Source organism: Streptomyces sp. NPDC044064 (assembly GCF_056434245.1).
The window spans coordinates 138,969-164,052 of sequence record NZ_JBWKFN010000009.1; the positions used below are offsets into that span (position 1 = coordinate 138,969).

A 25,084-nucleotide genomic window follows, 5' to 3' on the forward strand; every position below is an offset into this window, starting at 1 on the left:
GGGGCGCGGTGGCCGTTGGCTGCCCCGCCGGGGGCACCCCCCCCCCCCCCCCCCCCCCCGCCCCTCCCCCCCCCCCCCCCCCCCCCCCCCCCCCCCCCCCACCATCAGGCGGGCCCGCGTCAGAGCCCGGTCAGGGGGTGCCTTGTTCAGGTGCTGCCCCGTGCCGGGCGCGGCCACGGGGTAGCAGGTCGTGACGACGTGGGTCAGGCGGCCGGGCGGGCGGCGAGGTCGGCGGCGGTGCACGCGAAGCGCGCGGCCTCCTGGAGGGTGAACATGCAGTCGGCGTCGGTCGCTTCGTCCTCGTCGGGGATGCGGGCGGCCTCCCGCATCGTGCGCAGGGCCGCCGCCGCGACAACCGCGACCGGCGCGGTCGTGGTGTAGATCCGCTCGAACATCCTCGGCTCGGTGAGCCACCCGTCGGCCCGCACCCCGTAGATCGCGGGATTTCCGATGTGGCTGGCGCCGACGAGCCGGTCCAGGACGTCCGCGGCCTCGCGCAGCAACTCCGCACTCGCCTCCGTCTCTTCCCAGGCAGCCGCCTCCAGCACCATGTAGACGACCTGGACGAGGGGCGCGTCGTGCACCGTGACCTCGTCGGCGGCGTGCTCGTCCAGGGCGGGGCGCAGGCGCGCGCGGGCGGCGAGGTCGCCTTGCGTGCGCAGCAGAGCGTGCTTGAGTTCGCGGTCCTTCACCGCCCAGGCCACCGCCGCATCCACCAGGCGGGCCGCCTTCTCCCCCTCGGCGCCGAAGCTGGCGCGCAGCTGGGCGGCGAGACGGCGGGCGGGCTCGGCGTGGCCGGGCTCCCGGCGGACGCCGCGCGGTCCGAGCTTGGCGCGCAGCAGCTCGGTGTACCTACCGGTGCGGCCCGTGGCCTTCTGCGCGGCGCGGGCGCGCTGGCCGGCGCGGGACTGGTGGCGTGGCATGACGTCTTCTCTCCGGGCACCCCGCGCCTGCCCGCAGTCGTACGGGTAGGTGTCGCGGGCCCGGGAGGGGACCTTGGCCGTCTGAGCTGCCCCCGGCGCGGGCGGGGACACAGCATCGGCGGTCGGCGTTGCGCGTCCTGCCAGTCGGCATCGTAGCGGATACCGCCCGCCCTTCCTCGCCAACTCGCACCCGCCTTCCAGCACATCGGCGAGCAGCGGGCCAGTGCGGGGAGGGGTTCAGGGCTCGCGGGGGATCTCGTCCTCCGGGTCGTAGCCGTGCGCGACGGCATGGGCGTAGAACGCGTCGAGGGCCGCGCCCAGACGGCGTCCCCAGTCCGTGTCCGGCAGCGGGGGCCGCCCCGCCCATTCCTGCAGAACCGCCTGCTGCGCCTCGTCCGGCAGATCCCCGAACTCCAGCCCGGAGAAGCTGTCGGGCATGCCCCTGCACAACTGCCCCAGCCTCTTGCCCAGGCCTTCGGGCAGACCCTCGGACGCCTCCGGCAGGCCTTGGGCCGCATCCGTGAGCGCGTCCACGACCAGACGGCCCTCATCGGAGCCGAACACCCCGTACACGTCGAACTCCGGCCCGATCAGCCGGGCGCGCGCCAGGTCGGTACGGAAATCCACCTCGGTCCGCAGGCCGAGATTGCACTCGGTCACCCCCGCCCGGTCCCCCAGGGCGTTGTAGCCGGCGTCGTCCGCGGCGAAGGTCAGCGCGACCACGACGTCCGGGGCGAGGACGGCGCGCAAGCCGTCGCCGTCATCGTCGCCGGTCTCCGCCACCGCGAGCACCGGCACGTCGAGATCGCGGGCCAGGCGCCGCAGTTCCTGCGCAGCCCCGCCGCCGGCCTCCACCTCGTGCGCCGACGGCCGGAGGCTGGGCACCGCCTGGAGCCCGTCGACGACGACCAGGCGCAGCCCCTCCAGATCCCGGGCCAGACGCACGAGTTCACCCACCTCGGTCCCGGTCCGGTCCTCGATCAGCAGCCGCGCGGCCTCCGGCCCGGCGCTCAGCTCGGCCACCGCGGCCCGGGCCGCCCCTTCCAGCCGCCCCTCGCGCAACGCCCGGTAGCCGACCCTCAGTTGGCCGGCCATCACCCGCGCGGCGATGTCCCGCGCGGAGGGCCCGAAAGCCGCGTACAGGACGGCGCCCGCATCCCGGAACAGCGCGGCCCGCACCGGACCGGCGGCAAGTAGCCCCCCGCCCGCGCCGGGCCGTCCGTCATCGCCCGCCGGGCCTGTGACGGTGACCAGGTACAGCCGCCCCGCGTGCAGACCACCGCCCAGAGCCTCGTCCAGAACCCGCACCAACGTCGACACCGGCGCCCGCGCACCCAGCAGCGACGCAGCCGCCACGGCGAGACTCCCGGGCAGCGGAGGCGGCGGACGCTCCCCGCCGTCCGGGCCGGGCTCCCCGGCAGCGGGGGTCGGGGACACGGTCACGGGCACCTCGCACGGGCGGGCCGGACGCGGCCGGCAACGGAAGTCCCACCGTACGGGCGGCACCCGCAGCACCGGAACCGCCCCGGAAAACGGTCACCTGCCCGCGTGAATCCCGCCGCAGGGTCACCGACAAGGCCACGTGCAGCCACTACTCTGCGCAACGCCGCTGCAACACCCCCAGCCGGGTGCGGCCGGAGCGGCGGCGCCCGGCGGCTGGTCAGCGGGAGTTGGGGTACACCAGCCCGGGCAGTGGCGCGGGAGGCAGGGAGTCGTCCTGCGCCGGGAGCAGCGGGCCGCCGAAGCCGGGGGTGTCGACGAGAAGCGGCGTCCAGCCCTCAGCCGAGGGCTGCGAGTCCAGGTCGACCAGCAACACGCGGTCCGTACGGAAGACGGTCTTCTCCTCTCCTCCGCGGCTGATGGCGCCGGGGGCGAGGCAGAGGCTCTGGGGATCCTGCTCGGTCATGACGGCTCCTCGTCGGAGTGGGCTGGCTGATTGAGCGTACGGGGCCAGGCTGACAGGCAGAGCCGCATCCGGCCGCCCTCCCCCACGGCCCGCCTGTATGGGCGGGCCTGCGGCACTGCACGGGATGCTCTCCGCCTCCGCCATGGGGTCGTCTCACGGTGCCCGCCGTCCAGCCGTGCCACAGTCCAGGATTGGACACTACAGACATGACCCCGGTCACATGCGCCCGGCTCCAGTCCGCCGCCGGGCGGTTACCCAGCTGGCGGGGTCGGCGAGGACCACCAGGTCGGCCGGAAACGTTGTGTACATCGTTCAGAATTTCCGGCCGGTGGCGCGTGGCGGGGGGATGCCGTTCAGCGGGGCACGGTGAAGGGCTGGGTCGGGAAGAGCGGGCGCTGGTAGGCGGCAGGAAGGGCGGTGGCCTTTTCGGTGAGGTCCTGGCGGCTGAAGGTGCGTTCGCCTTGCCCGAACAGGGAGGGGTCGAGGTCGACGACGAGCTGGTCGCCTTCGCAGCTCACGACGGTGCCGCGGTCGGGCCCGAGGATCAGGCGGGTCCCGACATCCCACTGGTCCGGGGCGGGCCTATGGGCGGCCGCGTCGGTGCGTACTCGGGTGCCCGTGGTGATCGGGCGGTACAGGTCGGTGGTCAGGTCACCCCACCACAGCAGGTGCTGGATCACCGCCCGCACCATGGGCTTGGGCATCTTCTCGCCCGCGAGGTTCTCCTCCACCGCGGCGATAGGCAGTTGGGTGTCGGCGCACAGGGCGAGGATGGGTTCGATCAGCGCCTGCTGTACTTCGTGCATGGGGCGGCAGAAGCCGCGCAGGGCCTTGACGTTGGTGTAGTGCTGCGCGTCCTTGGGGCCTGTCCACCATTCGTGGGTCCAGCCCCGGGCGCGGATGACTTCCCCGGCCCAGTCCAGCACCCGCTCGGAGGGGCGCAGATCGCCGGCCGTCGGGGAGCTGTCGACGATGGTGACCTTGCCGTCGTTGCTGATCAGCATCAGGTCGGGGATGTAGCCGGCTTTCCCGGGGCCTTCCTCGGCGCGGAGTTTGAACGGCTGGCCAATCAGGGACCGCACCGTGGGGTCGAAGTCCGCCAGCTCCAGGCGTTCCCAGATGCCGTCCGTGGCCACCGGCGCCTGGCCGGTGCTGATCGCGGCGTACTGCCCGAGGTGGAGCTGCTCGCCGCGGTGGGTGAGCTGCCGTCGCCACGGTTCAGCGCGGGCCAGCTCGTGGACGTCGACGTCTGTCACGGGCATCCACTGTGCCGCTCGCCCTTCCTCGAACCGCAGTCCGATCTGTACGCCGTCAAGCAGTTGGTGGGGCCTCATGCGTGTCACCGTTTCATGCTGGCAGAGCCGCCTTCCGGCTGCGCCGTGCTTCGCCGAATCCACGGTGTAGGGGTCCGCCCTTTCTCGGCGTACGTCGCACAGGGGTCCCGCTGCGGGCTCTAGACTCCGGGCATGACCGCCGAGACCGCCCACGTCATCACTCCGTCGGCCGAGGAGGCGTGGCGCCTGGTCGGCCATTACCTCCACCGCCTGTCGCATGACCTCCCCGAGCAGTGGCGCCTTCGCGATCACGAAGCGTCGCAGTGCCGTGAGCGGGTGTGGTCGTTGCCCACCGAGAACGGGCAGGACGTGCAGGTGGCGTTGTGGCTGCGGTTGTCCGACACCGAGATTTCCTGCGCCGATCCCGGCTGCGCGGCGCGCGAGATGTACCTGACGAGTGACGGCAGCGGCCGCGTACCGGCGTCCGGCCCGCTGCCCGTGTTCGCCCGGCGCGACGGCTTCGCCTACTTCGAGTACAAGACTCATCCGCACCACGACAAATGGGCCGCCGACATCGACCCGGTGTCGGTGCAGTGGATGTCGACGGCGCTGGCCTTGTACGGCGGCTGGATGCGCATCAACTGGTTCGACATGGGCGGCGCGGACTCGATGGCAGCGGGGCACTCCCTGTGGGAGGTCTCCGCCCACCAGGTGCGTGAGATCAGCCGCTGGACGGCCATCGCCGGGCCCGACGGCGTCCATGACGAGGGGCCGACCAACCCGGGTGCCACGCCCGTCCTCCCGCTTCCGCCCGAGGTCGAGGCCAAGCTCAAGGCGGCCGCAGAAGCCCGCCGCTGACGCGACCCCGGAGGGCGTTGCGTCACGCGTCGAGGACCCCGGTCAGGGCCGTGCCCCGGGCGGCCGGTTCCGCCGCCACAAAGCGCGCGGACTGGGACCACGCCTTGCGTAGTCGCCGGAAAACCGCTGGTCGCCCTTGTCAGGCGGATGCCTACCGAGAAGGACGCTGCCGGGCTGGCTGCCTGCCAGAGACCCGGCGAAGCGGTGTCATCCGACCTTTGAGGTGCTGACCCTTGCTGGCAGAACAGAGGTCGCCGGCCGGGTGCCCGGCTCAGCCACTGCGCTGCCGAGTGGGGATGGTGGTTTCGCCGGGCAGCGGAACCCGCCGGGCCGGACCATGCGGTACGGATCCTCAGGACCGGGATCCGCGGTGAAGCCGTGCCGCGTGCCAGGCGCGCAGGTGGTCGTGGGAGAGTCCCGGCTCCCGCCAGGAGGGGAAGGGCGCCGCCACCAGGCCGACCGGTAGGTCCGCGGCGTGTGCGAGCACGGCGCGCAGCAGCCGGGGGGCGTACCCGCAGTGGCGGTAGCTGGGGTCGACCCCAATGTGGCTGATCCAGAGGGACTCGCCGTCCTGGGCATCGAGGTAGCCGACCCGCTCGGTCCGCGTGTGCAACTCCCAGACCAGGCGCGGCTTCCGCGCTCACGTGGGTTGGATGGGCAGCCAGGCTTGTTCCCACCCTCACACCATTAGGACGTCGTACGGCGACAGGGCCATTCGCATCGGCTCCTTGCCCGGCCCTGCCGGGCGAGGAGGCGCGCCGAACCTGATCTGCACATCAGTGCGAATCGGTTGCGAGATGGTTCCTTCGGCCGTCGAAGCACGGAGTGTCGGTGTGTGCCCGCTCGTGTCACGGCGGTAGACAGGTGGTGTGACGGACCGCGAGGAACCGAACCTCGGCGACGAGGTCAAGGCCCTGCCCGAGCTGTGTGATCTGTGCGGGGCGGTGGTGGCGGACGCCACCGAGGGGTACAGCGTGTTCCAAGACTCATCAGTCGTCCACTCCGTCGACCCCAGGCTCGACGGAAGGCGCATGGTCGTAGGGTGCTCACGCGAGCACCTGACCCAGCTCATCGAGCAGTACAAGGACCGGCCGTTCGTCGACGCCGAGCTGTGGGCAGGCAAGATCAGCCGCGCAATCGGCACTCACGGCGGAAGGATCAGCTCTGAGGAGCTCACCGCAGAGACGGGGCTCACCGAGGCCCAGGTCAGACTCGGGGTGCTGTGGCAGAACCTGGGCGCCTTGCGCTGGCACCAGCAGTTCGGCGGCGGATCGCCTGAGTCGACCGAAGAGTAGTCGGCTGGAAGTCCGGCCCCGTCAGCGGGCGGTCCTGTTGGTGTCCACCTCGGCAGCTTCCCCAGATGCCCCCTTCTCGACAAAGGCGCAAGGGTGGGCGCAGGTCGGTGGCAGCCGGCTGTGGCACCGCTGCCTCGCACGGCGTTCCCGTAGAGTGCCGATGTGACTCCCCGCGTGTCCCGTGTCCAGCACTTGGCTGGCCTCTTGGAAGACGAGTGCCGCCGACGTGGGGTCGGCCTTGTCCCGGGGCAGGCCGTTCACGTGCTGCGCCATCAGGCCCGGGTGGTGGCTGCCGCACTGCATATCAGCGAGTCGTGGGCCCTGCGCTCCTACCTCGATGAGGACGCGGTGCGGGGGCTCGCGGCGAATCTGGTCCGGGATGTGCAGGCCGCTCGCCCCGTGCGAGAGCTGGTGCAGGACGTCTTGGCGAAGGTCGGCGGCTGGGCGCGGGACGATCGCCGGGCACGTGAGTGCGCCCACCCGCAAAGGCCCGCGACGGGCCCTGACCTGGAACCGGCGCTCGGCGCGGACCTGCGGGCACTGGCGTCGGTGGCGGCACGGCAGATGGCGTGGGATCTGTACGCGGACGCCGTGCGCCTGGGAGACCGGCCCTATGCCTACTACGCCGACGAGCAGGACGGTGTGCTACTGCGGCTGCCGCGGGTGTGCGACGGGATGGACGCCGCCTGGCGGCTGCGGTTCGCCGGGATTCTTGAGCAGGTGGCTCACCAGCTTCGAGCCGACACCGCATTCGTCCCGGTCTGCCATGCCTCGACCGTGGCGCTGGCTCTCGCGGTGACCGCGGCTCCCGAACTGGTAGACGATATGGACGGCTCCTCGGCCGCGCAGTCCGCAGGGTTTGGCGGAGACTGGTCGCCTCATACTGCGGACCTTCGGATCGGTGAGGCTCTGAGGGCCATCGCCTGGAACAGTCCCGCGTTGATCGCCTACGACTCGGAGATGACCTACAGCCTGGAGCCCTCCACGAATGGCATTCACGGCCGCGATGACCTTCGCCCCGAGGCCTGGTTCACGCCGTTCACCGGTGTCGCGCCGAGGCCGCCATCCCCTCCTGGTTGGGTGGTCGACGCCCTGGCCGGCGGGCTTCCTGCCCGCGAAGACCCGCCGCCTTTCGGCGCGGACGAGGCGGAGCGTGCGGCGCTGGCCGACCTGGCGGCGGGCATCGTCGAGCGGGAGACCGCATGGCGGCGCCACTGCGACAACTCCGGCGACGTAGGGCCGGCGGAAGCCGTCATCCTGCTGCGCCCGCAGCCGCTGGATTACATGACGCGCAAGAGGGCGCGGGCGGAGCAGCAGGGCCTGATTGTCGAGCAGAACGGGCGGCTCGTGGAGTCTGCCGCTGTGCGCTACCAGGTCGAGCACGACCTCGAGGACGACCGCGATATGTTCGACCCTGTGTGGTCGTCTGCGGAGCAGGACGCGGCACGCCTGTGGGCGATCACGCTCACGCTGGAGGACTTCTCCGGTACGGCAGCGCTGCTGGAGCGACCGCCGCATCAGAGCCTCGGCAGCCCGTATGACGGCGGAAACAACTGGGAGTTCGCTTCTTCTGCCCAGGTGGCCGACCGGATCGCTGGCGTTGTCTTCTCCCGGCTGGTCGAAGGTGTCATCGTGCACGCACCGGAGAGTCACGGAGACGGGGTCCACGCAGCTCAAGCCTGGGGGTTGGTCGTCACCCGCGGCGGCCACACCTTCTGCACGGGCTGCGCTCCAGGGGAAGCCGAGGCGGCCCATCAGAGCCTGATCACCGCGCTGACGCAGGCACTGCCACAGCCCTGAGGAAGACGCGCAGTGGCAGGCGGCGTGCGGCCAGGGCGGCAGGTCATGCGAGGCGGAAGCCGCGGTCGGAGTGTAGAGCCTGGTCCTCCCTCAATGGCTCGAACCACTCGTCGGCGGCAAGGTCAGGCCCATGGCTTGGTGGACGCCGCTGTCCGGGGCTTCCATGCCGTCCCGGCCGGGATGGCCGCCGTCGTAAACGGGGTCCCCCAATCGGGCTGGGCTGGTCACCGCGATGTGCGCCTTCTGCGTTCTTCCGGCGCTGGGCTGATGGTGATGGCGAGCTCGACCTGGTCGTGGTCGGCCAGTTGGCCGGTGTCGGCGAAGGGTTGGGGGTCGGTGTGCAGGACGGCGGTGACCAAGGGGGCGGGCCGGTCGTCGAGGGCCAGCGCGAGCGGCCGGGCAGTGGACTTGGCGATCCAGCCGAGGGGGAGCCCCTGGTGCTCGACCCGGATGGCGTTCGGGTCAGCCGGGTTGTTGGGGTCTCGTACCAGGTCGAGACGGGTTCCCGCCGGGAGTCTGGCGAGAAGCCAGACATTGTTGGCGTGCCGGACGCCGCGCAGGGGGGTGGTGAACGTTCCTCGGCCGCTGAGGATGGTCTTCTGGACGCTGCGGGGGCTGCGGCGCTCGGTGCTGCGGATGAGCAGGGCCGCGATGTTGGGGGTGGTGATGGCGGTGATCTCGTCGGTGGTCAGGTCGGCGAGCCAGCCGGTGAAGTCGGAGAAGGACGGCTCGGGGACGGGGCAGCGTGCGGCCAGGTCGGTCGCGGCGCTGCGCTGGTGGATGCCGAGGCTGGCGGCGTAGCAGGCGGGGGCGGTGTCGACGCCGTATTTGAGCATGGCGGGCAGGGCGGCGAGTGGGCCTTCGGGGGTGATGCCGTGGCGGGTCTCCAGGATCTGCAGGATCGAGGAGACGGCCCAGGCCAGGTCTTGGGTGATCACCTTGTCGATGTAGTCCGAGGTGACGGTGATGTCCTTGGCATCGAGGAGCAGCTGGTAGTGGTGGTGGATCTCCTGGAGCGTCCAGCCGGCGATCCAGTCGCCGGCGAGAGGGACGACCGCCCCGATCGGCCGGTTCTTGTCGGTGGCGCTGCGGCGGAGTTCCTGGATGGTGGTGGCGGCGGTCAGGACGGTGTCGCGCAGGGCTGGCCATGTCGCGGGGCCGAGGAGGCCGGGGTGTTCGGTGAGGGTGTTCGCGACCTGTTCGGCGGCGGTGATCGCGTCGAGGCCGCCTTGCAGGCTCAGTCCTGTGCGCAGGATCGCCGCGCGGGCGGCCGGGTCGGGGAGCTGGCGGGCGAGTGCAGCGACGCGGCGGGCGGTGAAGCGGGCGAGCGGTTTGAGGGACCACTCCTGGGCGCCGATCTGGTGGCCGCCCAGGGTGTGTGCGAGCAGGTCGTGTGCCGCGTCTTCCAGCAGGTTCTGGTCGGGGGTGTCGACGACCTCTTCGGCGAGCATCGTCAGGAGTTGGAGCTCGAGTTCCTGCGCCCATTCGGTGAGTTCTTCCTGCTCTGGGTCGGGCAGGTCGATGTCCGCCAGGTTCTGTCCGGGGGTGGGGCGGGCGCCCAGTCTCGTGATGGCGAGGCGGTGGTAGAGCGCGCCGATGGTGGACAGGACTGGTTCGATGTTGTCCTTGTCGAGGTAGCGGCGCCGTAGCTTTCGGGCGTCCTGGGCGTCCTTGGCGATGAGGACGACGTGGCCTTCGGTCTCCTGGAAGGCGCGGCCGGCGCGGCCGGCGGCGTTCCAGAACTCGCGGACGCCGATCTGTTCCTGGTTGCGCCAGGTGCTGTGCACCAGGACGGTCTTGACCGGCAGGTTCATGCCTTGGGAGAGGGTGCTGGTGGCGCACAGTACGCGCAGTGCGCCGTCGCGGTAGGCGCGTTCCAGCAGGTGCCGGACGGGCTGCGGGACGGTGCCGTGGTGGTAGGCGATGCCCTGGGTCACCATCACGGTGAGCTCGTGCTCGGCGCCGAGGTGCTCGGCGATCCGTTCCGAGAGCGCCAGGCGTTGGTCGCTCTGGTTACGCCCGCCGAGCACCGGGGTGTCGGTCTTGTCCAGTGCCGTTTGCAGGGCGCGTGCGGCGGCCTGCGCGTAGGTGGGCTGGGTGGTGGAGATCAGGACCGGGCCGAGACGTTCGAAGTGCAGCGCCAGCGAGGCCGCGACGTCCTTGAGGTCGCGCGGGAACAGCCGGGTGCGGGTGAGGCGGCGGGTGAGGACCTTGGGGACGAAGAAGTCTCTGCCCTGGGCGGTGCCGTAGTGGATGCTGCCGGTCTGTCCGTCCTTCTCCTGTCCCTGCCAGGAGAACACTCCGGTGCGTAGCTGGGAGGGTGACCAGTCGATCTTCGCGTGGTTGGTGCCGTTGGCGGTGGGCTCCAGCCAGCGGGCGATGTCCTCGCCGTTGGGCAGGACCGCGGACAGCAGGACGATCCTCGCCTGCGGGGTGGTGCGGCGGATCCGGGTGAGGACCATCTCCAGACGCAGGCCGCGGGCGGAGCGGTCGATGGAGTGCCCTTCGTCGACGAGAACCAGGCGCAGCCGGCCGGCGAGTTCGGGGGTATTACGCAGGAGCAGGTCGAGTTTCTCGGTGGTGACGACGAGGACGTCGGTGTGGTCCAGGAGCTGGTTTTCGTAGCGGACGTGTTCGGCGCCGCCGAAGAGGGAGGAGACGCGCAGGCCGACGAGTTCGAGGCTGGCGGCGAGATGTCGTTCGACCTGGGCGGCGAGCGCACGGGTGGGCACCACGTAGACGGCCAGCGGCGGATCGAGGAAGCGCAGGATCAGGCCGAGGGGGCCGTCGTCGGCCTCGCCGGTGTCGGCGAGGGCGTGGAGGATGGCCCACTCGGCGATGTGGGTCTTGCCCGCGGAGGTGGGCATGGTGACGGTGAGGTTGTGGGCTCGGGCGTCGAGGAGTCCGGCGTCCAGGGCGGTGCGCTGGGAGGGCCAGACCTGTGTGAGCGGGCGGTCGGAGACAATCAGGGCCCTGAGGTAGCGCTCCCAGGTCCTCGACCAGGTGGAGGCGCGGCGCAGCAGTAGCCACGGGGAGGTCGCGACGATGTCCTCGACGACGTGGGCGAGGGAGTCGACCAGGGTCCAGGTGTCCACGACGGAGGCCTGAAGGAGGATGGCCGAGGCCTGCTTCAGGTCGCTGATCGCGGCGCGTCCGGCCGTGCGGTCGCCGGTGCGCCACAGAGTGGCCAGAGAGCGTGCCGAGCGGCCGACGAGGCCGTAGGCGGCCAGCACGGCCAGGTCCGCCTGCTCGGCCTGGCCTGCGGCGAGCGCGGTGGTGAGTGCGCGGCCGAGGCGTGGGAGTTCGCTTGCTGTGGCGGCGCCAAACTGGGCGACGGTGTCGATGTCGCGTTGCAGGACTGCGCCGGCGGCCTCGGCGATCCGGTAGGGGGCGGCGGCGGTCAGCCCGTTGGTGTCGGGCATGTCCCCGTAGGAGAACAGCTCCCCGACCTGTCTTTGGAAGGTGCGGGCGATGGCGGTGGCGTTGGCCTGGTAGCCGGCCAGGCTCCACATGGTCGCCGAGATCGCGAGCAGTTCGATCCGTGTCTCCGGTTCGTTCGCCTGCACGGCGAGGTCGGCGTAGGCCTGGGCGATGTCCGGTAGTGGCCCTGGGTCCGTACGTCGCTCGCGGGGGGTGCGGGCCAGTTGCCCGAGTCGGGCGAGGGAGAGACCGCGACGCAGCGCGTCGGCATCGTAGGTGTAGGCGGCTGTGCCCTCGGTGCTGATCTGCTCGGCCAGGACGTGGGAACGCAGCTGGCCGCGCAGGGGGGCGGACGCCTCTCCGGTGGCCAGGGCCTGGTCGCCCAGGCGCCGCATGGTCCCGTCGTCGTCCCTCACTCTGTTCCCGCCGTTCCGTTGTCCTTGCCGCTGCTCGTGGTGGTGCCGGGGGCTGTCTCTGCCGCGTCGTAGACGCGGCCGACGAACTCCTTGAGGTCGTCGATCTTGACGACGGTGAGCTCGGTGCGCTGGGTCACCATCGCGCCGAGGCCGGTCACGATGTCCTCTTTCCACGATCCCGCGTCGTGGACGAAGAGCATGTGCCGCTCTACCTGGCGCCGCCCTGGATCGCGCAGCAGCGCGCCGAGGCGGCGGGCGAGGAATACCTGCCCGCGGTCGTTGCAGCGCGCCATGAGGAAGTGGATGCTCTCGTCCAGCCTGTCCAGGACCTTCTCCAGGCTGCTGTACGCCTCCTCCCCGACCCGGTTGTCCCGGGAGGCGCGGGTCTTGACTTCCGGGACGGCGATAGCCGGTGGATCCTGGCGGAAGCGGAACGCCAGCACGTCCGTGCCCTGCACGGCCTGGGCCGGGGTCTGCTTGTAGCGCAGCTTCAGGACCGGGACGCACCACCGGCGCACCCTGCGGTAGAGAGCGCCGGTGATGATCTCGCCGAAGTCCCCGTGCCGGATCTTGCGGTCCACGGGAAACTTGTTCTTCCGCAGGTAGCCCGCGACCTCCGGGGCACCCAGGTCGTCGAAGACGTTGGCCAGCTCATTGGGAGCCAGGTAGTTGCGCATCACCTCGTGGCCCAGCCGTTCAACGAGCTCGTCGTCTTCGATCAGCCCCTCATCGGCGAGCAGCTGGTACTCCAGCAGCCCGTCCGGCTGGTCCACGGCCTGCGGCCTGAGCCACTTGTCGAACACGCGCCCTTGCCCCTCCCCGGGCGCCACGCCTGGTCGGCAAGCGCACCTGGGGCAAGGCTAGGCCAGTGCACGCCATCGGTCTCCATCCCGGGACGCTGGCCACCGATGGAGTGGCAGTTATCTCGGGTGAGCATGGGCATCAGGCATGCTGGTCGGGCTAACTTACGCCTCCTCGCGAGTCTCTCAGGACGCGGCACGCAGCTCCAGGGCCCGCTCGTCGCGCTCAGCCCGTAGCCGCATGAGGCGGGCGTGCAGCTCCGGCCAGCCGTCAGGCGGCGAGGGCTCGAGCACGCGCTCCCCGTCCCACACGGGCCCCGGTACATGCCATGTGTAGACCTGCTCCTCCAGCTCGCGCTCGTCCTCCTCAAGGACGCGGACCGTGTTGATCGCGTGGGTGCCCGGCGGGTTCGTGACGGTGGTGATGAGCTGATGGTCGAAGAGGTGGGCAATGCGTCTGCCCCACCAGGAGAGGGGACGCCGCGGGACGCGGTGCTGGTCGTCCCGGGAGAAAGCATGGGAGTCCATGGCCCCCCGCTGGCGGATCGTCTCGAGCATTTCCCGGTGCGCGTCGGTCAGCCGTGTGGGGCGCTTCGTCTTCGGTTTCGGCTTCCGCTCAGGTTGGGGCAGCTCGGGCAGATCAGCCTCCTGGCCCAGGCGGTCCTGCATGCCGACGCGGCAGGCGGTGCGCAGCCTTTGCCTCCACAACCGCTCCCTGTCGGGGGCGTCGGCGAGTTCGAGGAGCCCCGGGCAGATGTCGCAGAGCTTCAGCAGGACGCTGGTGCGGTCCTGCACGTAGGGGTCGGGCCACCATGCGCGCGCTTCGGCGGCTGCCCGCCCGCAGAACGCGCAGCCGGACTCGTGGTGCGGCTCGGTGGCCAGGCCGGTGACGATCGGCCAGGACGCCCAGAAGGCGCCGCCGTCGAGGTACCGCGATGCGTCCTCGAAGCCGACCAGGAGCAGGCAGGTGTCACACAGGTCGGCTGCCGGAGCGTCGGCGTCCTGGTCCAGGAACGGTATGCGCGTGGAAGACGCGTTCTGGCGGCACCAGGAACAGGCCGGTGCGTCCGGGCGGGGATTTGCCGGGGGCTCCCGGTAGCAGAGCTTCAAACTGTCGGGAAGGTCTGGAGGAAACGGCGAACTGGCGATGTGAGGCATGCCCGCAACCTAGGCGCCGAACGTCAGCCCGAACCGAGTCTTGTCCGTTCGGGTTGTGTCCTTCCCGCCAGGCGGTCACCTTTCCTTGTGGGCGGTCCGCAGGGCGGGCTCACTGATCGACAAGGGTGTCCCGGTTCCAGGTGCAGCGGCAGCAGCGCGGCTGCTGCGCGGAGTCTGGCACGTCCCGCGACGACGGTGGCCGTGCTGGTCGCGGCGCCGAGCACGGTGTCGGCGGGCGCCGCACGCGGCTGTGGTCTGGAGGTGCCCGGCCCGTGGTGCACCAGCTATTCAGCCCTCGGTTCGAGCAGGTCGCTGAGCACGGCCGTGACGTCCCGGTCGGGGAACCCGGCCGGCCACCACGTGCCGTGCTTCTTGCGGTAGGGGTACCAGAGGTGACCGCTGGTACCCAGGCGGAGTTGGGCGTCGTGCCCGCTCACGGTGAGCCAGTTCCCTGCAATGCGTATCGCCGGGGCCCGCTCTGCGTCCCAGGTCTGTTTGATCTCCTCGCGCACGGCACGCAGGTAGGCCGGGTCCGGGTCCCATCTCGTGTCGAGGATCTCCATGGCCGCGGCCCCGCCGTACTGCCAGGCGCGGGCGGCCCGGGTGAGGGAGGCGGGGGTGCGGTGCGCGCTCCAGCACAGCCGGGTGAAGATCTCGGCGGGGGGTGTGGCGGCGGCGAGGCGTACGAGGTCGTCGTCGGTGCTGAGGGTGGTGGGGGTGAGGTCCTGCGGGTGTGCTGGGGAGGGTGCGAGGGCCTGGTTCAGCATCTGGCGGGCGCGGGTGGCGGTGTCGGCGGCCAGGAACCGCAGGGCGGCCGGGTCGAGGCCGGGTGCGGGGGCGACCCGGGAGGTCAGTTCGGGTACCGGGCCGGGGTGGTCGACGGGTGGTGGTGGCGCGGGCAGCGGCGGGAGTCCGGCGCGGGCGGCCGCGAACACCTTCCGGGCGGGTACGCCCGGCGGTGGCGGAGCCGTGGTGTGGGCGGCGTTGCGCCGGTGGAGGTCCGCCGTGAGTTCGCTCTCGCCGCGTCCGCGCAGGAGGAGCAGGACGAAGGGGTCGCGGTCGAGGAGGCGGGCGACCTGGTAGTAGAGGGCGGCGGCGTGCTTGCACGGGTCGCCCCAGTCGGGGCACGAGCATCTGGCGGTCAGTTCGTGGGGCTGGGGCAGGAGGCGTACTCCGGCTTGGGCTGCGGTTTCGGCGAGGGTGGTGGGCATGTCGCGGTCGAGGAGGGCGGCGAGGTGTCCGGCTTGGGCGGCGGCCGCGTCGAGGAGGACGTCCCAGGCGCCCTGGGTGAGGGTGGGGATGTCCATGGAGGTGCGGTAGGGGCGGGGTTGGCTGCCTTGTACGTGGGCGGTGGCGCGGCCGGGGGTGACGGTGATGGGGCCGACGTTTCCGGCGCGGGCGTAGGTCCGGCCGCGGGCGAGGCGCCCGGTCGCGGAGCGGGTCGGGCCTTCGAGAGCTTCGACCCAGGCGTTGCCCCACCAGCTTTCGGCGAAGGAGCGGCTGCCGCGGGCGGTGGGCAGGGGCGGGAAATCCCGTCGTCGGTCGTCGGGGGCTGTGGGGGTCATCGGTGTGCCTGCTTCAGTTTGACGAATTCGGCGAGTTCGGCGTCGCTCAGTTCCGTGAACGCGCTCTCCCCGCCGCCCAGTACCGCGTCCGCCAGGGCCTTCTTGGTTTGGAGGAGTTCGGCGATGCGGTCCTCGACGGTACCTTCGGCGATCAGGCGGTGGACCTGGACGGGCTGGGTCTGGCCGATGCGGTAGGCGCGGTCGGTGGCCTGTTCTTCGACGGCGGGGTTCCACCAGCGGTCGTAGTGGATGACGTGGCTGGCCCGGGTGAGGTTCAGGCCGGTACCGGCGGCCTTGAGGGAGAGCAGGAACACCGGGACCTCACCGGCCTGGAAGGCGCGCACCATCTCCTCGCGGCGGGTCACGGGGGTGGCGCCGTTCAGGAACTGGGCCCGGATGCCCCGGCGGGACAGGTGGTCCTGGATGAGGTGGCCCATGGTGACGTACTGGCTGAAGACCAGGACGGAGCCTTCCTCGGCGAGGATGGTGTCCAGCAGTTCGTCGAGGAGTTCCAGCTTCCCGGACCGGCCGGCGGTCTTCGCCCCGGAGGGCTCTTCGTTCCGGAACTGTGCGGGGTGGTTGGAGATCTGCTTCAGCGCGGCCAGGAGTTTGAGGACCAGGCCCCGGCGGGCGATACCGTCGCTCTCGCGGATCGCGGCCATCGTCTCGCGGACCACCGCCTCGTACAGGGCCACCTGTTCCTTGGTGAGGGTGACCGGGTGGTCGCTCTCGGTCTTGGCCGGCAGTTCGGGCGCGATGCCCGGATCGGACTTCTTGCGGCGCAGCAGGAACGGGGCGACCAGCGCGGCCAGGCGGCCGGCCGCTTCGGGGTCCTGGCCGCTCTCGGCGCCGCGGGCGTACTGGTCACGGAACACCTTCAAGGGGCCCAGCAGCCCGGGGGTGGTCCAGTCGAGCAAGGCCCACAGTTCGGAGAGGTTGTTCTCCACGGGAGTGCCGCTGAGCGCGACCCTGGCCCGGGTCCGCAGGGTGCGCAGGGCCTTCGCGGTCGCCGAGAACGGGTTCTTCACATGCTGCGCCTCGTCCGCCACGACCAGCCCCCAGAGGTGTTCTGCGAGTTCTGTCGCGCGCAGGCGCATGGTGGCGTACGTGGTCAGCACGAAGCCCTCGCCGACGTCGGCCAGGCTGCGCTTGGTGCCGTGGTAGCGGCGGACGGGGGTGCCAGGCGCGAACCGTTCGATCTCTCGGACCCAGTTGCCCATCAGCGAGGTCGGGCAGACCACCAGGGTCGGCCCGGCGGTCGCCGGGTCCTGCATGCGGTGCAGATGCAGGGCGATGAGGGTGATCGTCTTGCCGAGTCCCATGTCGTCGGCGAGGCAGCCCCCGAGGCCGAGCGAGGTCATCTGGTGCAGCCAGGTCAGGCCCCGCAGCTGGTAGTCGCGCAAGGTGGCGTCCAGAGCGGCGGGCTGCGGCACCGGCCTCCGGCGGGCGGCTGCCTCGGGGTCGGCGAGGCGCTCCTTCAGCTCCGCCAGCCAGCCTCCCGCGGTGACCTCCACCCGTTCGCCGCCGATGTCCGCGCTCCCGGCCAGGACGGTGCCCAGCGCCTGAACGGGGGTGAGGTCGCGGGCCTTGCGGTTCTGGGCGCGGGCCAGGACGGCGGGGTCGATGAGCACCCACTGGTCGCGCAGCCGTACCAGGGGCCGTTTGGCCTCGGCGAGGCGTTCCAGCTCGGCCGGGTCGAGTTCCCGGCCGCCGAGTGTGATCTGCCAGCGGAAGGAGAGCAGGGCGTCGGCCGACAGCAGGGACGGCAGGTCGGATGCCGTCTTTTCGGTCGGTTCGACGACGGCGCGGACCAGCAGCTGACGGGCCAGTTCCTTGGGCCAGTGGACCTGAACGCCCGCTGCCGCCAGAGCGGCGGCGCCGTCACCGAGAAGGTCGGACACCTCCGCATCAGACAGGGAGAGTTCGGCAGGTACACGCATCTCAAGGAGACGCGCCAGCGGCGGCCAGGCGTGGGCGGCCCGCCCCAGGGCCAGGAGCGCCTCCGCGCGGTCCGAGGGACCGAACAGCGCGGCCGCGTCCAACTGGCCGGCCCAGACTACGCGGGCGTCGGCGACCACGGCCTCGGCAAGGTGGTGCAGCTGGACGACCGCCCGCACCTCGTCCTGCGCGCCGTCGTCCCCACCGTCCCAGGAGTAGCTCCCCTCGCCCGGGCCGGGCAGTTCGATCCGCAGGGAGACCGCGGTCCCCGCGTCGATGCCTGCCGCGACACCAGCCGCCCACTCACGCTGGTGCGGCACCTTCTGCGGGGCGGCCACGGTCCATGCCTCACCTCCCGCGGCCAGCGCGCCCGCCGGAGTGCGGGCCAGGACATCGGCGACCGCGTCCAGAAAACCCCGCAGCAGCGGCTCGGCCGCCGGAAGCTCCAACGCCGGTGCGCCCTGGGCGGGCACCGCCCGGGCCTCGGGTGGCATCGCGGCCGCCAACTCCTTGACCCGCGGGATGTCATCTGCGTCGTAGGGGCCGATCCGCCACGCGTCGAACCCTGCGGGGCTCACCCCGGGCAGCAGCCGGCCCCGGGCCAGCAGCTGCAGAGCAAGCACGGTGGCCGCGCCCCAGAACGCGGCCGCCGGATCCGCGCCCGGCATCCGGCGCGCCTGAGTGAGAACCGCCAGCGCCTCGGCCACCGGCATCACGGTGGCGGGCACCTCCCGCCGGCGTACCGAGGTGCCGTGGGGGCGCACCACGCTCAGAGACTCCCCAGCCCCTGGCGGAGCCGCTGCGTCCCGGCGCCAGAACGCCACACGCCCTTCTCTCGGAGGATCCGACGGGATGAACACCGCGGCGCACTCGGCCAGTGCGGCCATCCGCGCCGCCGTCAGCGCGGCCGGACTACCGCCGGACATCGTCATGGCTGCCGGAACGGATCCCACGGACTGCCGCCTCCCCTGCTCCTTCACCGCGGGCCACAAGGGCCGCGCCCCGCGCTCACCGAGCGTAGCGGTGGGAAGACACGGAGCGGCCGGGAATGCAACCACCCCCACCCCATCGAGCGGCGTGCCCTCCGAAAACCCGTCACCACCTTGGCTTGTTGGCTTGTGTCTGATTCGGCCGTGGCCGGGGGCCGCAGGGACGGACACCAGGAGGAGGAGTAGGCGATCGACTGCCCCTGCGCGACTGCCGAGCTCGAGCAACTTGGGGCCTGAGTCGGGATTCCGTACTAGCCGGTGGCGCGCGGCTGGGGGATGTCGGCCCGCGGGGCACGGTGGAGGGCTGGGTCGGGAAGAGCGGGTGCTGGTAGGCCCCACACCGTCTTTACCGCCCCCGAGCGCGACCGAGTCGATCCCGTGACCGCAGCGTTCTGACACCCGGCAGGGGCTGAAGGGGCCGAAGGCTGAGGAACCGTGCGGTGACACGTCCCGGACACATACGCGACGTGTCACCGCAGGTCAGCGCCGATGCTGACGCTTGCGCATTCGCTAAGCTCGACAACTGGTTCGACATGGGCGGCGCGGACTCGATGTGGGCGGGTCACTCGCTGTGGGAGGTCTCCGCGCACCAGGTCCGTGAGGTCAGCCGCTGGTCGGCCGTCGCCGGGCCCGACGGCGTCCGTGACGAGGGGCCGACCAACCCGGGCGCCGCGCCGGTTCTCCCGCTTCCGCCCGAGGTCGAGGCCAAGCGCAAAGCGGCCGCGGAAGCCCGCCGCTGACGGGCGCCTTGGGCGTCGGCCGTCACGGGACGCGGTGCGATTGTTGCCCTGTATCGTCGTGGTGGCGTACTTCGCTGGTGCGCGCCGCGGCCGGGCCCACCTCTGGTCGAGGGTGAATCGAGCGGCCGCTCGGATGCGAACGTGCCTGGTCGTACCGGTTTGTCCTTGACGCCTCGTACGCTCCCTGGCGGCTGCTGTGGTGGGACGGCATCGCGGGGATGTGCAGGAGTTCGTCATGGCACCGAAGAAGAAGACCAACATCAGCCACCAGCAGCAGATCGCCCGGGCGTTGAACCGGGCCTGCGGGTGCGGCTACCAGGAGGCGTTGCGGCGGGTCGCCGAGGCCGCGCGCAAGGGCTTGCTTCCCGCGGTCTTGGACAAGGCCAGCCGGGAACGGGCCGTTGAGATCCTGCTCGCTGCCGACGCCTCCCTGCTGGAGACACCCGCCACGCCCGTGCCCTTGTCGGAACTCGCCCCCTGGGCCGAGCGTGCCCTGGCCGTGCTCAGCCGGTTCACCGCCCTGTTCGTCGCCGACCTGGTCGCCCAGGACGAGGACGCCGAAGAGCGCGCCGAGTTCGCTGCGTACTGCGAGGAGGCGGAGCGCGAGGACCTCGCGGCGGCCTGGCTCTATCTGGGCGCCGGATGTATCGCGTCCTTCAACCAGGGCCGGGGCCTTCAGACACACGGGGAATGGCGGACCTCACTGGCCCAGCTGGAACAGCAGATTCAGGAGCACTGGCGGGGCATGGTGGGAGCGGTCGACTTCACCGACGGATTCACCACCGCCGAGGAGGTCTTCCACCGCGACGTGTGGGACCTGCCCACCATGGCGATTCTGGCCGGAGTGCCGGAGGCGACGCTGCCAATGACTTTGCGGTTGTGGGCCAGGGCCTGCGGCAGCGTGGCGGCGGGGGACGCGGGGCGCGCGCTGCCAGCTTTCGACCAGGCCCGTGAACACCGGTTCGCCTTCGATCTGGCACAGATCCAGGTCTCCATGATGCTGCGAGCCCTCACCTCGGATTACACCCTTCCCGAGCTGGTCGAGTTCTCGGCCCAGTTCGCCGACGCCCTGGCCCGCCACCACCTCCAGGCCGCCGACAACCCGGAGCCCGACGCTTCGGACAGGGAGCCCTCCACCTCCGCTGCCGGACAGGAGGGCTGAGCCGTGGCCCAGTCCCTTCCTGCCATCTCCGCCCAGAGCCTTGAGATCCTGGGCGTGGAATTGCCCGCGCTCGCCGCCGTCCGGGTCGCCCTGACCGGCGGTGGCGGCGGGAAGTACCACGTCCCCCCATCCGAACTGCGGCGCTACTCCTACGGCGGCTGCCGCCACGCCCGGCCCGCGGCGGACGCGGCCACCTACCCGCTGTTCGAGGTGTTCGGCGAGATCTGCAAGAAGTGCTCCGTCTCCCTGCCGGACGCTCCGGACGCCTTGTGGCGGGCCGCAGCGTTCACCGCCGACCGGGCGGTGGCTCTCCAGCGCGCCCGGGCGGACCGGGCGGTGCGCACCTGGCTCGGCTACGCCCGATACGCAGCCCAGCAGCAGCCCGGGCAGGAGGAGCAGTTCGCCGCCTGGCTCAAGCGGGCCCGCACGGACCGCAAGCTGGCCAAGGACGCCCGGGCGCTGGCGCAGGCCCGCAAGGAACTGGCCGCCGGCTTCGCCGAGTTCCTGGCCGGGTACGCCGCCGACTGCCCCGAGGTCGACGCCTACAACGGCGCCCGTGATGCAGTGCGCCGTACGGCCGGGAGCGCGGAGCGGCGCGTGCTGGCCGAGGTGACGGCCGCGGTCGCCGGGAAGTCCGCACGGCTCCCGCAGCGCTACGAGTCACAGCCGCAAGTCGACGTGTGGCAGCTGGTCTGCGGGGTGTGGCTGGCGGCCCGCTCACGCGGGATCGGCGCCGCCCGCACGACCGGGCTGGTGCAGGACGCCGTGTCCCGGGAGTTGGCCGGGGCGCGCGTCGTGGACGTCACCCGCCTCCCCGCGCCGCAGACCCCGGGCGAGGGGTACGAAAGCCCGTCGGCCTGGGCCGATCATGAGCTGGCGGTGTGGTGGCCACGCGCGGTCACCGAGGCCTGTGCGCGGCTGGAGGCCGAGTTCGAGGCCGAGTCGGCGCAGACGGCGGTGCGGCTGCTCCTCGTCCACGACTGGCCGCTCACGAACGGCCGGGACGCCCCTATCGCCTACCTCGCCGCATCCCAGGTGCTCGGCCCGCTGGTCCCCTTCGGGTTTCGGCGCCGCGACTACTTCAGCGACATCGGAGATGCCACCGGCCCCTCCTACTCGGCGGTCATCGCCGCGCCCGGGCACATCGTCGCCAAGCTGGAGAAGGAGCAGGCCGCCCAGGGCGGGCACTACCCGCCCCGGTTCGTGGCCGGCGGGCCCATCACCGGCCGCCGCCGCACCGACCAGACCGCAGCTCTGAAGCTGCTGCGCACCGCCTTCCCCGTGCTGCCCTCGGACGCCGACAGCGGCCCGGCCGAGGTGCCGGCGGCCGTCGAGGAGCAGCGCCGCGCCCGCGCCGCGGCGAGCCACCGGCTCGAGCGCGGCGACGCCAACGAGCGAGCCTCCCGGACTGCGGCCGCGCTGAGCGACGGCTACGGCTGCTGGATTCCGGGCGGCAGCGAGGAGACCGCGTTCCTCAAGGAGCTGCACCGGTGGCTGGGCTGGCAGGTGCTGCGCCTCGACATGCGCTGCGGGCCCGAGGGCGCCGAAGGTGTCTGGGCGAGCCTGTACGGCACCCTCGACGACGTCGGGGAGGGGGAACTGACGCTCAAGCCCGGCGGGCAGCACCGCCCGGTCCGGGTCCCTCTCAACCGGGTGGTCGCGCTGGTCGGTGCACCTCGCTGGGACCGTGACCATCACCGGGAGGCCCCCCTGTGGAAGCCGTACGAGCCGGTTCCCGTCCCCAACGCCGCTTCCGTCAGCCCGGCACAGCGCCATATGCACGTTCTGCCCCCTGCCGGCGAAGAGGAGTAACAGGAGTCGCGCACTGCCGCCGGGGCGAAGGATAGTCGGCCGGGTCCTGCTGGACCGCCGTCCCGGTCGGACACGGATGGCGGTCCAGCCCGTGCTGGCCCCGTGCGCAGGGCGGGCCGGTCACTCGGCCGGTCTCCCCCGCGTCGGTAGTCCTGGCCGTGTCGGCGAGGTCAGAACGCGTCGGCCCCGGAAACGGTCTGGCGTCCGAAGCCTCCGAGGAGGCCGCGAACTCCTTTCGGTGGCCCGCGCGGCCTGTTGTTGCTGGCGCCGGCGGGAACGTTCCGGACTCGCTCGGGCCACCAGGATCCGCGCTGGTCTCGCGTCGTGCTCGAGCTCGCCTGACACGTTGCACCCGCGCGCTGCAACCCGGAAACGGGACGTGGCCTCCGAGGAGCTGCTAGGTCGGAGCGCCGGAGTCGATCTGGGCGGCCTGGCCGAGAGCGAACGGCGGCTACCGCACCGCGCGCACGCAATCGCGCCCGTCCAGGGCGAGTTCGCCGAGAGGGTCACTTCGGTGCTGTCCGATTTCTCCGGCCTGTGGCTGCTTGCCTGTTCGCCCGACGGCGCCCGGGTAGAACTCACTCCGCTTGGCCGTCAGGTAGCCAGTGAGCGCGTCACGCAGGCGGGCTACCTTGCCCGCCGGGAGCAGACCGCGGCAGGCGGCTCCCCGCAGGTCTCCTCTGTCTCGGGTCCGGGGGGCGCGGCGGCCGGGGCGCTGGCCGGGCGCGTCGGGGGTCCTAGGCGGGGGCTGCGTGTGGAGGATGCTCAGCTGACGCTCTCGTGCAGACTCGTACCAGTCTGAGACCGGGTCGGCTTGGATGGCTGTATGTCGCTCAATGATCTCCCTGCCGCGACCCGCAAGGCCATCATCGCCGAACGGCGCGAGGAACTCGCCGCGTGGTGGCCGCGCGCCGACGGCGCCGGGGCGCGGACCACGATCAAGATGTATCCGCTGTTGTACGCCGACAAGCCCGAGCACGGGCACGCCCTCATCCGCGCGACGGACGACGCGCGGCTCCGGAAGGTCGTGGAGGCGTTCGGGAAGTGCTGGCGCAGAGAACTCGGCTACGACTTCCCGCCGTTCGACGCCGACTTCGTCGACTACGAGGGGAAGCTCAACAAGGCCGAGGTGGTCCTGTTCGATGCGCAGGAGACGATGGCCACCTTCCCGATTGCGGCCGGCGCCGCGGGCCTGTCCACGGTGGAGGGGCGGCGACAGCTGGATTGGATCTGGCTTCACCCGTTCGAGCGCGGCCGTCGCCTCATGGAGACCGCGTGGTCCGACCTCGAGGGCGCTTACGGCAACGACTTCCTCATCCAGCCGCCGCTGTCGCACGCCATGCGCGGATTCCTGGAGAAACGCGGCGTCGACCGGGAGCGCTGGGGAGACAAGTCGAAGTAGCCGCAGCCCGGTTGGGGTACTCGGGCAGGTTCACCTCAGCCGGGTACTTGACCGCGCCCGAGGGTGGCTGCTCCGTCCAGCGTCACACACCGGGCGGGAGCAGTGCGTTCCCCTGCAGTGGTACTCAGCACGAGGGGTCCGCGGTGCCTTCCCGGTGAGGGCGGTCACAGGAGGGTGCTGTGCAGGGCGCAGTGGTCCCCCGCCCTCACCAGCCCCGCCGGCGGCCCTGATGGCCCGCCACGCAGGCGCGGCCACCGCGACCGGCGCCCGGCCGCCGACCACCACACACAGCACCCACCGGGCACCCGGGCTGCCCCTCCCGGTCCCCCTCGTACTCCTGCCCATGGCGCGGAACTTCGGCTACGTGCGGGCCGAGGAAGAACTGCTGTAGAGGGAGCGTGGGGGCGCGCGCTGTGGTGTCGTCGTCCGTTACCCCTTCAGCGGGCCTGGGCGCGCGTGTGGTCGCGGCGGCGGGGCCCCACACGCTGACCTCCCACGTCAGCGGGCCGCAGGGGGCCCTCCGCCCAGGCAGCGCTGCGAGGCTGCAGCCCCTGGTCTGCTTCGCGCCCTGCCCACAACAAAACCCGAAATCATAAACTCAAAGGGGATGCGCTACCGCGCATCCCCTTTGAGTTTATCAATATATTTGACATGCACGCCCACCGGCCGCTGCCAGGCGACAGCGACCTCGGCCGGGCCATCGCCGTCCTCGCCCGCGCTCAGCAGGACTCACTCTGGAACCGGCAGCAGCTGTCCAACCAGCTCCGTTCGCTGCTGCGGGAGTACTACCCGGCAGCCTTGGCGGCCTTCGACCCCTGGCGCAATGGCCTGTGCCGGCCGGAGGCCCGGGAGCTTCTGAAGGCGGCCCCGACGCCGACCCGGGCCGCCAGGTTGACCCGCACGCAGCTGGAGGCCGCACTCAAGCGGGCCGGCCGCAAGCGCGGCATCACGGCCGAGGCTGAGCGGCTGCGTGGCGTCCTCCGCGACGACTACGCTCACCAGCCGCCGCTGGTCGAGACGCGCTGGGCAAGCAAATGCTCGCGCTCCTGGTCCAGTTGGAGGCCGCCTGCACCGCCGCCGACGACCTCGCCGAGGCGGTCGAAGAGGCTTTCCCTCAGCACCCGGACGCTGAGATCATCCTCAGCTTCCCCGGCCTCGGCGTCCAGCTCGGCGCCCGGGTGCTCGCCGAGATCGGAGACGACAAGGCCCGCTTCGCGGACGCCCGCGGCCTGAAGGCATACGCCGGCGCATCACCCATCACCAGGGCCTCCGGCAAGAAGTCGAGCATCACCCGTCGGTGGGTGAAGAACGACCGGCTCAACCACGCCGGATACCTCTGGGCCTTCGCTTCCATCACGGCCTCGCCCGGTGCCAAGGCCCACTGCCGGAGGCGCCGCGACGACCACGGAGACTGGCACGCCGCCGCACAGCGCAACCTCTTCAATCGCATGCTTGGCCAGCTCGACTACTGCCTCAAGCACCACACCCTGTTCGACGAACACACGGCCTTTCCGACCGCTCTCGCCGCAGCTGCTTGACACGTTGAGCGCCTGAGGTGTCTACATTCCGCCGTACATGGCCGCGGACGGCTGGTACCTGCCTGAAGGCGGAACCTCGATGATGTTC

General features: G+C 71.5%; 18 protein-coding genes and 1 pseudogene. 9 read left to right on the forward strand and 10 right to left on the reverse strand.

The genetic code is table 11. From position 1 onward, the window contains the following. Positions 1–203: 203 nt before the first annotated feature. The 4 genes from AC07DS_RS16875 to AC07DS_RS16890 form a co-directional block, all read right to left on the reverse strand. Positions 204–923 carry a hypothetical protein gene (locus AC07DS_RS16875; RefSeq protein WP_479146018.1) on the reverse strand — a complete coding sequence of 240 codons (720 nt, stop codon included), beginning with the start codon at positions 921–923 and terminating at the stop codon, positions 204–206. A 237-nt stretch (positions 924–1,160) separates the two neighbouring features. After that, positions 1,161–2,360, reverse strand: a complete 1,200-nt coding sequence (locus AC07DS_RS16880) for a DnaB-like helicase C-terminal domain-containing protein (protein ID WP_479146020.1) — start codon at positions 2,358–2,360, stop codon at positions 1,161–1,163. 223 nt (positions 2,361–2,583) lie between these two features. Continuing rightward, the gene (locus AC07DS_RS16885; RefSeq protein WP_479146021.1) at positions 2,584–2,829 is read right to left on the reverse strand and encodes a hypothetical protein; all 246 of its coding nucleotides are present in this window, start codon (positions 2,827–2,829) and stop codon (positions 2,584–2,586) included. A gap of 353 nt (positions 2,830–3,182) precedes the next feature. Continuing rightward, positions 3,183–4,091 (reverse strand): TnsA-like heteromeric transposase endonuclease subunit, encoded by a 909-nt coding sequence (locus tag AC07DS_RS16890; RefSeq protein ID WP_479146269.1) that lies wholly within the window; start codon positions 4,089–4,091, stop codon positions 3,183–3,185. 204 nt (positions 4,092–4,295) lie between these two features. Between AC07DS_RS16890 and AC07DS_RS16895 the strand changes: the two genes are divergently transcribed. Then, positions 4,296–4,961, forward strand: a complete 666-nt coding sequence (locus tag AC07DS_RS16895; protein ID WP_479146023.1) for a hypothetical protein — start codon at positions 4,296–4,298, stop codon at positions 4,959–4,961. 352 nt (positions 4,962–5,313) lie between these two features. Here AC07DS_RS16895 and AC07DS_RS16900 read toward each other — a convergent pair whose 3' ends face one another. Further along, the gene (locus AC07DS_RS16900) at positions 5,314–5,574 is read right to left on the reverse strand and encodes a GNAT family N-acetyltransferase (protein ID WP_479146024.1); all 261 of its coding nucleotides are present in this window, start codon (positions 5,572–5,574) and stop codon (positions 5,314–5,316) included. A 256-nt stretch (positions 5,575–5,830) separates the two neighbouring features. Here AC07DS_RS16900 and AC07DS_RS16905 point away from each other — a divergent pair, with 256 nt between their 5' ends. Together AC07DS_RS16905 and AC07DS_RS16910 are read left to right on the forward strand one after the other, a co-directional pair. After that, positions 5,831–6,256 (forward strand): hypothetical protein, encoded by a 426-nt coding sequence (locus AC07DS_RS16905; protein WP_479146026.1) that lies wholly within the window; start codon positions 5,831–5,833, stop codon positions 6,254–6,256. A gap of 261 nt (positions 6,257–6,517) precedes the next feature. Further along, on the forward strand, positions 6,518–8,056 hold the full coding sequence (locus AC07DS_RS16910; RefSeq protein WP_479146028.1) for a hypothetical protein: 1,539 nt from the start codon (positions 6,518–6,520) through the stop codon (positions 8,054–8,056). A gap of 224 nt (positions 8,057–8,280) precedes the next feature. Here the strand turns inward: AC07DS_RS16910 and AC07DS_RS16915 are convergent, their stop codons facing one another. The 5 genes from AC07DS_RS16915 to AC07DS_RS16935 all read right to left on the reverse strand — a co-directional run bounded on the left by AC07DS_RS16915 (position 8,281) and on the right by AC07DS_RS16935 (position 18,285). Beyond that, a complete protein-coding gene (locus tag AC07DS_RS16915) occupies positions 8,281–11,892 on the reverse strand; it encodes a DEAD/DEAH box helicase (protein ID WP_479146030.1) in 3,612 nt (1,203 codons plus the stop codon). Next, positions 11,889–12,695, reverse strand: coding sequence for a Hachiman antiphage defense system protein HamA (locus AC07DS_RS16920; RefSeq protein ID WP_479146031.1), 807 nt, complete (start codon positions 12,693–12,695; stop codon positions 11,889–11,891). Before AC07DS_RS16920 ends, AC07DS_RS16915 begins: the two co-directional genes overlap by 4 nt. A 183-nt stretch (positions 12,696–12,878) precedes the next feature. Next, positions 12,879–13,850 carry a hypothetical protein gene (locus AC07DS_RS16925; RefSeq protein ID WP_479146032.1) on the reverse strand — a complete coding sequence of 324 codons (972 nt, stop codon included), beginning with the start codon at positions 13,848–13,850 and terminating at the stop codon, positions 12,879–12,881. Positions 13,851–14,134: 284 nt separating this feature from the next. Then, positions 14,135–15,415, reverse strand: coding sequence for an SWIM zinc finger family protein (locus AC07DS_RS16930; protein WP_479146034.1), 1,281 nt, complete (start codon positions 15,413–15,415; stop codon positions 14,135–14,137). Further along, positions 15,412–18,285, reverse strand: a complete 2,874-nt coding sequence (locus AC07DS_RS16935) for a DEAD/DEAH box helicase (RefSeq protein WP_479146271.1) — start codon at positions 18,283–18,285, stop codon at positions 15,412–15,414. Before AC07DS_RS16935 ends, AC07DS_RS16930 begins: the two co-directional genes overlap by 4 nt. A gap of 497 nt (positions 18,286–18,782) precedes the next feature. Between AC07DS_RS16935 and AC07DS_RS16940 the strand changes: the two genes are divergently transcribed. The 6 genes and pseudogenes from AC07DS_RS16940 to AC07DS_RS16965 form a co-directional block, all read left to right on the forward strand. Continuing rightward, positions 18,783–19,082 carry a hypothetical protein gene (locus AC07DS_RS16940; protein ID WP_479146036.1) on the forward strand — a complete coding sequence of 100 codons (300 nt, stop codon included), beginning with the start codon at positions 18,783–18,785 and terminating at the stop codon, positions 19,080–19,082. Positions 19,083–19,317: 235 nt separating this feature from the next. Beyond that, entirely contained in the window at positions 19,318–20,244 is a 927-nt protein-coding gene (locus tag AC07DS_RS16945) for a hypothetical protein (RefSeq protein WP_479146037.1), read from the forward strand. Between the two features lie 3 nt (positions 20,245–20,247). Then, the gene (locus AC07DS_RS16950; RefSeq protein WP_479146039.1) at positions 20,248–22,056 is read left to right on the forward strand and encodes a hypothetical protein; all 1,809 of its coding nucleotides are present in this window, start codon (positions 20,248–20,250) and stop codon (positions 22,054–22,056) included. 826 nt (positions 22,057–22,882) lie between these two features. Then, positions 22,883–23,458: a hypothetical protein gene (locus AC07DS_RS16955; protein WP_479146041.1), complete on the forward strand. Its 576-nt coding sequence runs from the start codon at positions 22,883–22,885 to the stop codon at positions 23,456–23,458. A gap of 229 nt (positions 23,459–23,687) precedes the next feature. Continuing rightward, entirely contained in the window at positions 23,688–23,849 is a 162-nt protein-coding gene (locus AC07DS_RS16960; protein ID WP_479146043.1) for a hypothetical protein, read from the forward strand. Between the two features lie 173 nt (positions 23,850–24,022). Further along, positions 24,023–24,996 (forward strand): annotated as a pseudogene (locus AC07DS_RS16965) (transposase); the annotation flags it as partial. Between the last annotated feature and the right edge of the window lie 88 nt (positions 24,997–25,084).